The organism is Streptomyces sp. NPDC003720, from assembly GCF_042875075.1.
Lineage (GTDB): Bacteria > Actinomycetota > Actinomycetes > Streptomycetales > Streptomycetaceae > Streptomyces.
On sequence record NZ_JBIANZ010000003.1, the window covers coordinates 323,085 to 335,716 of the forward strand.

The 12,632-nt window shown below is 70.1% G+C and carries 12 protein-coding genes and 2 tRNA genes; 10 read left to right on the forward strand and 4 right to left on the reverse strand.

All coding sequences use genetic code 11. The features are described from left to right. Positions 1 to 124 precede the first annotated feature (124 nt). Positions 125 to 610: a ribose-5-phosphate isomerase gene (locus ACFYU0_RS10365; protein WP_389299483.1), complete on the forward strand. Its 486-nt coding sequence runs from the start codon at positions 125 to 127 to the stop codon at positions 608 to 610. Positions 611 to 704: 94 nt separating this feature from the next. Beyond that, entirely contained in the window at positions 705 to 1,514 is an 810-nt protein-coding gene (locus ACFYU0_RS10370) for a DNA-formamidopyrimidine glycosylase family protein (RefSeq protein ID WP_351659283.1), read from the forward strand. 31 nt (positions 1,515 to 1,545) lie between these two features. Here ACFYU0_RS10370 and ACFYU0_RS10375 read toward each other — a convergent pair whose 3' ends face one another. Continuing rightward, positions 1,546 to 2,787: a GNAT family N-acetyltransferase gene (locus ACFYU0_RS10375; protein WP_389299488.1), complete on the reverse strand. Its 1,242-nt coding sequence runs from the start codon at positions 2,785 to 2,787 to the stop codon at positions 1,546 to 1,548. A 175-nt stretch (positions 2,788 to 2,962) separates the two neighbouring features. Between ACFYU0_RS10375 and ACFYU0_RS10380 the strand changes: the two genes are divergently transcribed. After that, entirely contained in the window at positions 2,963 to 4,135 is a 1,173-nt protein-coding gene (locus ACFYU0_RS10380) for a PP2C family protein-serine/threonine phosphatase (RefSeq protein ID WP_351659289.1), read from the forward strand. 41 nt (positions 4,136 to 4,176) lie between these two features. Beyond that, entirely contained in the window at positions 4,177 to 4,659 is a 483-nt protein-coding gene (locus tag ACFYU0_RS10385; protein ID WP_389299491.1) for an HD domain-containing protein, read from the forward strand. Here ACFYU0_RS10385 and ACFYU0_RS10390 read toward each other — a convergent pair. Further along, entirely contained in the window at positions 4,656 to 5,771 is a 1,116-nt protein-coding gene (locus ACFYU0_RS10390) for an acyltransferase family protein (protein ID WP_389299942.1), read from the reverse strand. The two genes, ACFYU0_RS10385 and ACFYU0_RS10390, sit on opposite strands and share 4 nt — an antisense overlap. Before the next feature lie 513 nt (positions 5,772 to 6,284). Here ACFYU0_RS10390 and ACFYU0_RS10395 point away from each other — a divergent pair. Further along, a complete protein-coding gene (locus tag ACFYU0_RS10395; RefSeq protein WP_143632335.1) occupies positions 6,285 to 6,479 on the forward strand; it encodes a hypothetical protein in 195 nt (64 codons plus the stop codon). 87 nt (positions 6,480 to 6,566) lie between these two features. Here the strand turns inward: ACFYU0_RS10395 and ACFYU0_RS10400 are convergent. Next, a tRNA-Gly gene (locus ACFYU0_RS10400) sits at positions 6,567 to 6,640 on the reverse strand. A gap of 162 nt (positions 6,641 to 6,802) precedes the next feature. Between ACFYU0_RS10400 and ACFYU0_RS10405 the strand changes: the two genes are divergently transcribed. From ACFYU0_RS10405 to clpX, 5 genes are all read left to right on the forward strand, one after another. Beyond that, positions 6,803 to 6,879, forward strand: a tRNA-Pro gene (locus ACFYU0_RS10405). A gap of 179 nt (positions 6,880 to 7,058) precedes the next feature. Next, positions 7,059 to 8,429, forward strand: coding sequence for a trigger factor (tig, locus tag ACFYU0_RS10410; protein WP_351659299.1), 1,371 nt, complete (start codon positions 7,059 to 7,061; stop codon positions 8,427 to 8,429). Positions 8,430 to 8,715: 286 nt separating this feature from the next. Further along, entirely contained in the window at positions 8,716 to 9,321 is a 606-nt protein-coding gene (locus tag ACFYU0_RS10415) for an ATP-dependent Clp protease proteolytic subunit (RefSeq protein WP_199213517.1), read from the forward strand. Positions 9,322 to 9,391: 70 nt separating this feature from the next. Beyond that, positions 9,392 to 10,057 carry an ATP-dependent Clp protease proteolytic subunit gene (locus tag ACFYU0_RS10420; protein ID WP_351659302.1) on the forward strand — a complete coding sequence of 222 codons (666 nt, stop codon included), beginning with the start codon at positions 9,392 to 9,394 and terminating at the stop codon, positions 10,055 to 10,057. A 171-nt stretch (positions 10,058 to 10,228) separates the two neighbouring features. Next, complete coding sequence (clpX, locus tag ACFYU0_RS10425; RefSeq protein ID WP_389299495.1) at positions 10,229 to 11,515, forward strand: ATP-dependent Clp protease ATP-binding subunit ClpX; 1,287 nt, start codon at positions 10,229 to 10,231, stop codon at positions 11,513 to 11,515. 71 nt (positions 11,516 to 11,586) lie between these two features. Here the strand turns inward: clpX and ACFYU0_RS10430 are convergent, their stop codons facing one another. Beyond that, the gene (locus ACFYU0_RS10430) at positions 11,587 to 12,552 is read right to left on the reverse strand and encodes a hypothetical protein (protein ID WP_351659311.1); all 966 of its coding nucleotides are present in this window, start codon (positions 12,550 to 12,552) and stop codon (positions 11,587 to 11,589) included. Positions 12,553 to 12,632 lie beyond the last annotated feature (80 nt).

Below are 12,632 nucleotides of genomic sequence, written 5' to 3' on the forward strand. Positions count from 1 at the left end.
ATTCAGGAACCTCTGAATCCGGATTGTTACTTGAGGTTCTCTTGAGGATCTATGGCCCGATTCACATTCGACCGATGTCACACCCGCGGCTGCTGCCCCGAAACCGGCGTGTCACACTCGTCCCATGCGCGTGTATCTCGGCTCCGACCATGCGGGCTACGAACTCAAGAACCACCTCGTCGACTGGCTCAAGGCGGCGGGGCACGAGCCCGTCGACTGCGGGCCCCACATCTACGACGCCCAGGACGACTACCCGCCCTTCTGCCTGCGCGCGGCCGAGCGGACCGCCGCCGACCCCGACGCGCTCGGCATCGTGATCGGCGGCTCCGGCAACGGGGAGCAGATCGCCGCCAACAAGGTGAAGGGCGTGCGCGCGGCGCTGGCCTGGAGCGAGGAGACGGCCGGCCTCGGCCGCCAGCACAACGACGCCAACGTCGTGGCGGTGGGCGCGCGCATGCACAGCACGGAGGAGGCGACGAAGTTCGTCGAGGTGTTCCTCAACACCCCGTTCTCCGGTGACGAGCGTCACATCCGCCGCATCGACATGCTCGCCGGCTACGAGACGACCGGCGACCTGCCCCCGCTCCCGGCCCACCACCCGCAGCAGTAGCACCCCCGGGGGCCCGGACCGGTACCGGGCCCCCGCAGCCTCTCCACCGGCCGGGACGGGCCGGCCGGAAGCGGCAGGAAAGGACACCTCAGCCGTGCCAGAAGGGCACACCATCCACCGGCTGGCCCAGGACTACGCCGAGCGCTTCCAGGGCACCGCCCCCCGGGTGACCAGTCCCCAGGGCAAGTTCTCCGACGCGGCGGACCTGCTGGACGGAGCCCTCCTGACCGGCACCGAGGCCCACGGCAAGCACCTCTTCCTCCGGTTCCGCGACGCCGACTGGGTCCACATCCACCTCGGCCTCTTCGGCAAGGTCGCCTTCGGCCCGGCCCCCGCGCCCCCGCCCACCGACACCGTCCGGCTCCGGCTCGCCGGCGACACCGGGTACGTCGACCTGCGCGGCCCCACCACCTGCGCGCTCGTCACCGACGCCGAGAAGCGCGCGGTGCACGACCGGCTCGGCCCCGACCCGCTCCGCGCGGACGCCGACCCGGGCGCCGCGTACCGAAGGATCTCCCGCAGCCGTACGACCGTCGCCGCGCTGCTGATGGACCAGAAGGTCATCGCGGGCGTCGGCAACGTCTACCGGGCCGAGGTCCTCTTCCGGCACGGCATCGACCCCTACCGCGCGGGCCGGGACCTCACCCCGGCCGAGTGGGAGGCGATCTGGGCCGACCTGGTCGCGCTCATGCGCGAGGGCGTGCGCCACAACCGCATCGACACCGTCCGCCCCGAGCACACCCCCGAGGCCATGGGCCGCCCGCCCCGCGTGGACGACCACGGCGGCGAGGTGTACGTCTACCGCCGGGCCGCCCAGCCCTGCCACATCTGCGGCACCGGCATCCGCACCGCCGGGCTGGCCGCCCGCAACCTCTTCTGGTGCCCCACCTGCCAGGACCACTGACCAGGCGGCCGGAAGGGCCCGGCGAGCCGCGTCAGAAGCCGTGCGGCAGCCACGGCGCCACCGGCGAGCCGAACGCCACCGCCGCCTCCGCGAGCGCCCCCGGCCGCAGCTCCCGCACCCGCCCGGCCGCCGCCAGCGACAGCAGCGACACCCCGCCCAGGTACGCCGCCCCCAGCTCCCGCACGGACAGCTCCAGGTCCGCGGGGTCCCGGGTGCGCTCGCAGGACGCGCCCTTCGCGTCGCCGGTCAGCCGCCAACGCCCCGCGTTCCAGGGGCAGAAGGCGTCCTCCACGTCGAACACGACGTCCACCGGCGCCTGGTAGGTGCGGGCCGACAGCGCCGCCCCGACCTCGACCAGCCGGAGATGGCACGCGTCCCGGAAGCGGGGCCGGCAGCGCCGGATGTCGGAGACCAGATACTGCCAGGCGTCGTCGACCGGCCGCCCGCGCAGGTTCAGGGTCGTCATCAGGTCGATGTCGAACAGGAAGCGCCACAGCGCCGCGTCGGTCGCCGGGTCGAGCGCGGCCAGCTCCTCCAGCGTCACCGTGCCGTCGTGCCCGCTCGGACCCCAGCCGAGCTTGGTGCGGAACCGGGCGAACCCGGTGACCGCGCCGTCCCGCTCGGCCACCACGCACTGCAGCGCCGACGCGCCGTCCCGGTCGCCCGGCGGGTCGACCAGGCCGGCCCGCTCCCAGTTCGGCTGCCGGACCAGCATCCCGGGCCTGCGGGGCACCAGCGCCGCGTACACCGCCTCGCACTCGGCCAGCACCTCGGCGGGCTCCGCGTACCGCAGCCGCACCTCCCCGGCGCCGGCGACCGGGGCCAGGGCCACCCGGCTCGTGTCGATCTCCGCCTGCAACTGGAAGGTCGCCGCGCCGTACCCGAACCGGCCGTAGATCGCCGGCTCGGAGGCGGTCAGCGCCGCCAGCGGCTCACCGAGCGCGCGCACGTCGTCGAGCTGCCGGCGCATCATCGAGGTCAGCACCCCGCGCCGCCGGTGCGTGGCGGCCACGCTCACCATGGTGACGCCCGCGGTGGGCACCCGCGCGCCGCCGGGGACGGTCATCCGGAAGCTGAAGGCCCCGGCCGTCCCCACGAGCGTGTCCCCGTCCCGGGCGGCCAGGGAACGGTCGAACTCCGTGACCGACCGATCCAGTTCGCGCTCCTCCGCGGAGGCCTCACCGGCGCCGAAGGCGCGGATCAGGTGGTCGAACCACCCGTCCCACTCCTCGGGGCGCAGCACTGTCAGCTCGGTCACACGCTCGGTCGCCATGAGCCATGCCTACCAGCGCCTCCCGGGACGAGCCAGCGAATTTCTCCCAGGCGGGGGCGCGACGGCCCCGAGTGCCGTTCACTGTGAAGTCCAACCGCGAAGCGGAGCCTCGCACGGGGGACAAGTGGGACCTCCCGTGCCAAGTGGCTGGTCCGATGGATAGGGTCCCGAACTGATGGCAGCAGGACGAGAGCGGCGCTCGAAGGCCGAGACGTTCACGGCCCGGTGGAAGATGCAGTGGCACCGGGTCCGCATCGGCCTGCGCAGAAGCGCCGTGGACTACTTCCGCGGCGACGGCTCGGACTGGATCGCGCTCGTCGGCCTGCTGCTCACCATTCCCGTCCTCGCGGCCCTGACACTCGGCAACTCGGTGTGGTTCTCGCCGGGCGCGCTGGTGCTGCCGATCGTCGCGGGCGGCCTGGTGCTGCGCCCGGCCAGCCTGCTCGGCCTCTACGCCGCCGCGGCCACCGCGCTGATCGTGGAGTCGGTGCGGCTCGGCCCGTACACGGAGGGGCCCTCGCGGGTCACCCCGGGCGTGGTCCTGGTGGTCGCCGCGTGCGGCTTCTTCGGGCTCCTCACCGCCCAGTTCCGCAGCCGGGTCGGCGTGCCCTGGCGGCGCGGCGGCACCATGCTGTTCGACCTGCGCGAGCGGATCCGGGTGCAGAGCACGCTGCCGAAGCTGCCGCAGGGCTGGCACCACGAGATGGCACTGCGCCCGGCGGGCGGCCAGTCCTTCTCGGGCGACTTCGTGGTCGCGGCCCGCACCAACGGGGGCCGCACCCTGGAGGTCGTCCTCACGGACGTCTCCGGCAAGGGCATGGACGCCGGCTCGCGGGCCCTGCTGCTGTCCGGCGCCTTCGGCGGCCTGCTCGGCTCCCTGCCGCCGCACGCCTTCCTCCCGGCGGCCAACGGCTACCTGCTCCGCCAGGACTGGGACGAGGGCTTCGCCACCTCCATCCACCTGGTCCTGGACCTGGACTCCGGCGACTACGAGCTGTACTCCGCCGGGCATCCGCCGGGGCTCCAGCTCAGCGCGGGCAGCGGCCGCTGGGAGGAGAAGGCCGCCGAGGGCCCGCTGCTCGGGGTGTACGACGGCGCCCAGTTCGACTCCACCAAGGGCTCGCTGCGGCCCGGCGACGTGCTCATGCTCTTCACGGACGGCCTGGTGGAGACCTCCGACCGGGACATCGTCGAGGGCATCGACCGCCTCACCGGCGAAGCCGACCGCTATGTCGCCGGCGGCTTCCACGGCGCCGCCTGGCACCTGATCGAGGCGGTGGCCAAGGACGTCAACGACGACCGGGCCCTGCTGCTGATCTGCCGCGAGGCCACCTCGGCTCCCCGCTGACCGGGCTACCCGGAGCCCCGCGCACCGGGGACACTGGGGCGATGAACGGGACGCCACTCGGCCCCGGCGAGGTGGAGAGCCTCGCGCGGGCCGCGCACGAAGGACAGACCGACAAGGCGGGACGGCCCTACGCCGAACACCTCGCCGCCGTCGCCGAGGGGGTACGGGCCCGGGGCGGGGACGATGAGCAGATCGCGGCGGCCTGGCTGCACGACGCCGTGGAGGACGGCGCGCTGAGCGAGGAGTGGCTCGAGTCGGCCGCCCTGACGGAGCGCACCAAGGCCGTCGTGCGCGCCGTCACCAAGCGGGCCGGTGAGGAACCCGGCGAGTACGCCCGGCGCATCCTCGCCACTCCGGGCGCGCTGCTGGTGAAGGAGGCCGACCTGGCGCACAACGCCGATCCGGCCCGGCTGGCGCTCCTGGACGAGACGACCCGGAAACGACTGACCGAGAAGTACGCGCGGATGCGGGCACTTCTCGGTCTGGGCCAGGCGGGGCCGGGTGCCGAGAGGGCGGAGTCCTAGGCGCTGACCTTCTCGCGCTCGCGCTCCTTCTGCTGCCGCTCGCGGGCCAGTTCGGCCGCGTCCTGCTTGAACGCCCAGGCCATCCTCGGCTCCATCGCGAAGCGGAACACCCGCCGCACCGGGGCGGTGCACAGCAGGGTGACGACGGCGGCCGCGACGGCGGTCACCAGGATCTCGCCGAGCGGGTGGTGCAGCCCGGGGTGGTCGAACCAGCCCCGGTAGTCGGCGAACTTCACCAGGAAGCCGTGCAGCAGGTAGCCGTAGAGCGTGCCCGCGCCCAGCGCCGTGAACCACATCCGGCGGCGCGGCACCCAGGCGAAGAAGCAGGCCGTCAGCAGCAGCGAGCAGCCCATCATCGCGAGCACCATCACCGGGCCGATCCACCACGGCGCGCCCAGCTCCTGCGCGGAGTCACGGTGGTAGAACCACGCCGTGTTCATGCGCGGCACCGCCCACCAGCCGAACGCGAGCGCGGCCGCGAACACCGGCACCGAGGCGATCCGCACCCAGCGCCGGCGCACCATGTGGAAGTGCTCGGGCTTCATGCACAGGCCGAGCACGAAGTACGGCAGGAACTGCAGCACGCGCTGGAGGTCGAGGTCGTCGCCGATGCTCGGGCTGACGCTGGCCAGCATGGCGATGCCGATGGCGACGGGGAGCGGCCAGCGCACCAGCTTCCACACGGGCGTGGTGAGCCGCCAGACGAACAGGGCGACCAGGAACCAGGTCAGGTACCAGGGGTCGAGGAGGCTGATCTCCTCGTGGGAGTGGTCGACGGCGTTCTTGAAGAGCGGGTACGCCGTCTCGAAGAGGACGTACGGCACGGCCACACCGGTGATCAGCCGCTTCAGCCGGTCCGGGCGCATGTCGAAACTGCGGGAGAAGAAGCCGGAGATGATGATGAACGCCGGCATGTGGAAGGTGTACACGACCGTGTAGAGGCCTTCCAGGATGCGGCTGTCGCCCTTCAGCGGCTCCCAGGCGTGGCCCATCGCGACGAGCACGATGGCCAGGTACTTGGCGTTGTCGAAGAACGAGTCGCGCTGTCTGCCCGGTCTGTCCGCCGCCGTCCGCCCCTTCTGTTCGCTCACTGGGGTACGCGGACCGGGCACTCCGTCGGCCGGCGACTGCGCCGGGGGGAGTGGTCTGCGGTTCTGGCCGGGGGACGAGGCGGCTTCAAACATCTCAGGCACCCTAGCGTCGACGGTGGGATTCCGTAAAACCCCGCCTGTTATTCCTGGTTATCCCGTCCGGGTACCCCCTGATTTTCATAACTTGCCTCCGCTGTCCACGTGATGGTGGGCACAGCGGTACCCCTCGTTGACCCCTGATGTCCCGATTCATCGTGACCAACTGGGGCATACGTCGCCCGTGTGTCATCAATTCGAATTACCTGCGCACGTGATGTGTGGACATGGAAACCAAGCTGCGCAATTCCCTGTGCCGCAGGTGCCGGTGTGCGCGTCGAATTACTGTGCGGGGTCTCGCGGGCGGCGGTCCGCCGCCCGACGTTGCGTCACGACCCGCATACAAGGGCCGGGTTGGTGGCACGATGGTTCTGGCTGGGGTGCGCGGGGCCGCATCCCAGGGCCGGGAGAGCGGACCGACCGAAGGTGTGATCAGTTGTGGCCATTTCACTGTCCGTGGTGCTGCTGTTGGCGATCATCCTTGTGGTGCTGATCCGAGGGGGGAACATCAAGGCCGGCCCGGCCATCGTCGCCGTCCTCTTCGGCTTCTTCCTCGCCTCCACCGGCATGGCGCCGTCGATCAACCGCTTCATGAACTCGATAGCGGAGACGATCAACCAGATCAGCTTCTGAGCCGCTCCGCTTCCGAGTGGCGGCGGCTCCGCGGGAAACGATCAGGGCCGAGCGGAGGAGTGATCCTCGACCCGGCCCTGGACCGTGTGGAGCGGGCGACGGGAATCGAACCCGCGTAGCTAGTTTGGAAGACTAGGGCTCTACCATTGAGCTACGCCCGCGACAAGGCGCCGCCGGTCTGCGACCGTGGCACTGGAGAGCATCGTAGCGGGTCGCCCGCCGCGGAGGCCAACGTGTTGGACTGCGGCGATGTCGTGTGCGCGGCGGTGGTGAAACCGGCCGACGGAACCGGCCGGGACATGTACCCTACGTGTCGCACCAGACGGGGTGTGGCGCAGCTTGGTAGCGCGTCCGCTTTGGGAGCGGAAGGCCGTGGGTTCAAATCCCGCCACCCCGACCACCGGCTCGCGGCATCCTGATGATCGCCTTTTGGGGCGCTGACCGGCTGCGGTTACTATGCAAGCTGCGCGCCCGTGTGTCCCGGCCCACTCGGCCTACGAACTCCTCCGGGCGGCGAAATCCGCCGGACCAGTCTGGCTCCGGCAGAAACCAAGAAGTCAGCCACAAGGAGACCGAACCGTGAAGAGCGCCGTGGAGACCCTGAACCCGACCCGGGTTCGGCTCACTGTCGAGGTGCCCTTCGAGGAGCTCAAGGACAGCCTCGACGCGGCGTACAAGAAGATCAACCAGCAGGTCACGGTGAAGGGCTTCCGCAAGGGCAAGATCCCGGCCCGCGTCATCGACCAGCGGTTCGGCCGCGGTGCGGTGCTGGAGGAGGCCGTCAACGACGCGCTTCCGAAGTTCTACACCGAGGCGGTCAACGAGGCCGAGCTCAGCCCGCTGGGCCAGCCCGAGGTCGACATCACCGACCTGAAGGACGGCGAGACGCTGAACTTCACGGCCGAGGTCGACGTCCGCCCGGCCCTGGAGATCCCGGACTACTCCGGCATCGAGGTCGAGGTCGACGCCGTCGAGGTCACCGACGAGGACGTCGAGAAGTCCGTCGAGCAGCTCCGCGAGCGCTTCGCCTCCACCTCCCCGGTGGAGCGCGCCGCCCAGGACGGCGACGTCGTCACCATCGACCTGCAGGCCAAGGTGGACGGCGAGGTCCTCGAGGACGGCGTCGCCGACGGCGTCTCCTACACCATCGGCTCGGGCGAGCTGCTGGACGGCATCGACGACGCCGTCAAGGGCCTGTCCGCCGGCGAGGAGGGCACCTTCACCTCCGAGCTGAAGGGCGGCTCCGCCGCGGGCAAGGAGGCCGAGGTCACCGTCAAGGTCACCCAGGTGGCCGCCCGCGAACTGCCCGAGCTGGACGACGAGTTCGCGCAGCTCGCCTCCGAGTTCGACACCCTGGACGAGCTGAAGGCCGACAGCCGCAAGCGCCTGGCCGACATGAAGCAGTACGACCAGGCCACCCAGGCCCAGGAGCGCGTGCTGGAGAAGCTCCTCGAGCTGGTCGAGGTCCCGGTCCCCGAGAAGCTGCTCGAGGACGAGATCAACACCCGCAAGCACAACCTGGAGCACCACCAGCTCGGCCAGATGGGCCTCGACCTCGACAAGTACCTGGAGATCCAGGGCAAGACCGCCGAGGAGTTCGACGCCGAGACCCGCGAAGCCGCGGTCAAGGGCATCAAGACCCAGTTCGTCCTCGACGAGCTGGTCAAGAAGGAGAACCTCAACGTCAACCAGGAGGAGCTCACCGAGCACCTCATGCGGCGCGCGGCCTCCTCCGGCATGTCCCCCGACCAGTTCGCCCAGGCCGTCGTCGAGGGCGGCCAGGTGCCGCTCCTGGTCGGCGAGGTCGCCCGCGGCAAGGCCCTGGCCGTCGTGGTCGAGGCCGCCACGGTGAAGGACACCAACGGCGAGGTCGTCGACCTGGACGACGAGGAGGAGGAGACCGAGGCCGTCGAGGCGTCGGAGACCTCCGAGGAGAACGCCGAGGGCTGAGCGCCACCACGGCGCCTTCCAAGCGCGTAGGACGGGCCCCCGGGGAGTGTGCTTCCCGGGGGCCCGTGCCGTTCGGCCCCGGGATCCGCGCCCGCCCCGGCGGCGCGGCCGCTACGCCCCCGGCGAACACTGTCATCTCCGGGATTCCCCGAGGGGACCTGAGCGTTAGGGTCCTTGAATACGGGGGCAGGGGAGTCTCCTGAGACCCCAGCCAAGCCTCCGGCAGGACGACGTGAGACGGCCCGGCGCCGTCGTAAGACGAGCAGGTGGATACGTGACGAATCTGATGCCTTCAGCCGCCGGCGAGCCTTCCATCGGTGGTGGCCTCGGCGACCAGGTCTACAACCGGCTGCTCAACGAGCGGATCATCTTCCTCGGTCAGCAGGTCGACGACGACATCGCCAACAAGATCACCGCACAGCTGCTGCTCCTCGCCGCGGACCCCGACAAGGACATCTACCTCTACATCAACAGCCCGGGCGGCTCGGTGACGGCCGGCATGGCGATCTACGACACCATGCAGTTCATCCCGAACGACGTGGTCACGATCGGCATGGGCATGGCGGCCTCGATGGGCCAGTTCCTGCTCACCGGCGGCACCGCGGGCAAGCGCTTCGCCCTGCCGCACACGGACATCATGATGCACCAGGGCTCCGCGGGCCTGGGCGGTACGGTCTCGGACATCAAGATCCAGGCCCAGTACCTGCTGCGCACCAAGAAGACCATGACCGAGCTGACCGCGTTGCACTCCGGCCAGTCGGTGGAGACGATCCTCCGCGACGCCGACCGCGACCGCTGGTTCACCCCGGAAGAGGCCAAGGAGTACGGTCTCATCGACGAGATCATCAGGAACGCCTCGGGTGTTCCGGGAGGCGGCGGCACCGGTGCCTGACCGGCCCGGCCACGCCACGCACCGCCGAGAAACCAGCCCCCCGAACGCCACCAGGACGGTGAACACCCTCATGAGCAACTTCCCCGGCGCCGCCAGCGGCATGTACGAAGGGCCCCGGCCCGACAGCCGCTATGTCATCCCGCGCTTCGTCGAGCGCACCTCCCAGGGCATCCGCGAGTACGACCCGTACGCGAAGCTCTTCGAGGAGCGCGTGATCTTCCTGGGCGTCCAGATCGACGACGCCTCGGCCAACGACGTCATGGCGCAGCTCCTGTGCCTGGAGTCGATGGACCCCGACCGGGACATCTCGATCTACATCAACAGCCCCGGTGGCGACATGACGGCCCTCACGGCCATCTACGACACCATGCAGTTCGTGAAGCCGGACATCCAGACGGTGTGCATGGGCCAGGCGGCCTCCGCCGCGGCCATCCTGCTCGCCGCCGGCACCCCGGGCAAGCGCATGGCGCTGCCGAACTCGCGCGTGCTGATCCACCAGCCGGCCGGCTCCACCGGCCGCGGCCAGCTCTCCGACCTGGAGATCATCGCCAACGAGTTCACCCGGATGCGTGAGCAGCTGGAGAACATGCTGGCCAAGCACTCCAACCGGGCGATCGAGCAGGTCCGCGAGGACATCGAGCGCGACAAGATCCTCACCGCCGAGGAAGCGCTCGAGTACGGCATCGTCGACCAGATCATCTCCACCCGGAAGATGAACAACGAAGCGGTCCGCTGACCCAGGGCGGCGTACGCTCAGGCCCCCTTGGCAGGACTCACGTCAAAGTGAACCCTGCCAAGGGGGACCCGAACACGGGGCCCGGCAAGGTACCGTCGGACATAAGGCAGCACCAGGAGCCGCTGGACTCGAAAGCGTCCAGTCGTCTCCCAGGCGAAGGGGAAGCACACCGTGGCACGCATCGGTGACGGCGGCGATCTGCTCAAGTGCTCGTTCTGCGGCAAGAGCCAGAAGCAGGTCAAGAAGCTCATCGCAGGGCCCGGTGTGTACATCTGCGACGAGTGCATCGATCTCTGCAACGAGATCATCGAGGAGGAGCTCGCGGAGACCAGCGAGGTGCGCTGGGAGGAGCTTCCCAAGCCCCGCGAGATCTACGAGTTCCTCGAGGGCTACGTGGTCGGCCAGGAGGCCGCCAAGAAGGCCCTCTCCGTCGCGGTGTACAACCACTACAAGCGGGTCCAGGCGGGCGAGAACGGCGGCGCCCAGAGCCGTGAGGACGCCATCGAGCTGGCGAAGTCCAACATCCTGCTGCTCGGCCCCACGGGCTCGGGCAAGACGCTCCTGGCGCAGACCCTGGCCCGCATGCTGAACGTGCCCTTCGCGATCGCCGACGCCACGGCGCTGACCGAGGCGGGCTACGTCGGCGAGGACGTGGAGAACATCCTCCTCAAGCTGATCCAGGCGGCCGACTACGACGTCAAGAAGGCCGAGACCGGGATCATCTACATCGACGAGATCGACAAGGTGGCCCGCAAGAGCGAGAACCCGTCGATCACCCGCGACGTCTCCGGCGAGGGCGTCCAGCAGGCCCTGCTGAAGATCCTCGAGGGCACCACGGCCTCGGTTCCGCCGCAGGGCGGCCGCAAGCACCCGCACCAGGAGTTCATCCAGATCGACACGACGAACGTCCTGTTCATCGTGGGCGGCGCCTTCGCCGGCCTGGAGAAGATCATCGAGTCCCGGGCGGGCGCCAAGGGCATCGGCTTCGGCGCCACGATCCACTCCAAGCGCGAGCTGGAGGCCAAGGACCAGTTCGAGGACGTCATGCCCGAGGACCTGGTCAAGTTCGGCATGATCCCCGAGTTCATCGGCCGCCTGCCGGTGATCACCTCCGTGCACAACCTGGACCGCGAGGCCCTGCTCCAGATCCTGGTCGAGCCCCGCAACGCCCTGGTCAAGCAGTACCAGCGCCTCTTCGAACTCGACGGCGTGGAGCTGGACTTCGAGCGCGAGGCGCTGGAGGCCATCGCCGACCAGGCCATCCTCCGCCAGACCGGCGCCCGCGGCCTGCGCGCCATCATGGAGGAGGTCCTCATGTCGGTGATGTACGAGGTCCCGTCCCGCAAGGACGTCGCCCGCGTCGTCATCACGGCCGACGTCGTCCACTCCAACGTCAACCCCACCCTGATCCCCCGGGACGCCCGCGGCCGGGGCACCGGCGAGCAGAAGACGGCGTAGCCGCCGCGGCGGAATACGCGAAGGGGCCCCGGTCACCGACCGGGGCCCCTTCGCGTGTTCCGCGCCGCGCGTCAGGCCTTGACGCGGACCTCCTTGCGGAACTTGGCCGTCAGCTCGGCCGCACCGGCGAGATCGGCGCTCTTGCCCGCCATCGCGTCCGCCATCTCGAGGCTGATGATCGCGCCCATCGTGCTGTGGTCGCCCCAGATGCAGACCGGCATGCTGATCGCGCTGGGGCCGCCGGACGAGGATCCGGTGGACGAGTCGCTCTTGTACTTGATCTCCTGGCACTTGAGGATCGCGCCGTCGAGCCCGCTGGGCGAGAAGGACTGTGGGCTGCCGATGACCTGGCCCTCTTTCCCGTCCTTCGCGGCGCTCTTCTTCATCTCGGCGAACATGCCGTCCACGACGGCCTCGGGGTTCTCGATGTCGCCGTATACGCCCATGAAGTTGATGACCTTGCCGGCGAGCGGATTGCTCTTGTCGCCGGACTGGTAGCCGGCGTGAACGTCCTCGGCGTTCTTCACGCCGTGCTTCTCGGCGTCTTTGACATCGTTCTCGTCGAAGCCGCCGCTGTCCTGGGCGGCCGACTTCTTGTAGTCGCCCAGCACGGTCGCCGGCGTCGTCAGCTTGTGGGGGCCGTCGTCCGCGACGTCCGAGCCGCCGCTGCCGCCCAGCACGAAGTACGCGCCCACCGCGATCGCCGCGACGACCGCCACCGCGCCGATGATCAGGCCCGTCTTCTTCTTGCCGTCGCTCGGGGCCGGCGGCTGCGGCACGCCGTAGGGCTGCTGGGGGTAGGCGCCCGGCTGCTGACCGTACGGGTTCGGCTGCTGCGGCACACCGCCCTGCTGGGGGTAGCCGTAGCCGGGCTGCGGCGGGGCCGGGGGAGCCTGCTGGGGGTAGCCGTAGCCGGGCTGGGGCTGGGGTGCCTGCGGCTGCTGGCCGTAGGGTCCCGGCTGGCCGTAGGGACCGGGCTGCCCCGGCTGACCGGAAGGCGGCTGCTGGCCGTACGGGCCCGGCTGGTTGTTGCTCATTTCTGGGTTCCCCCTCAGATGCTTATGTGTTCCTGACATCCTGTCCCAGGTGGCGGGGGCCTACGGCACCGGGGGCCGCA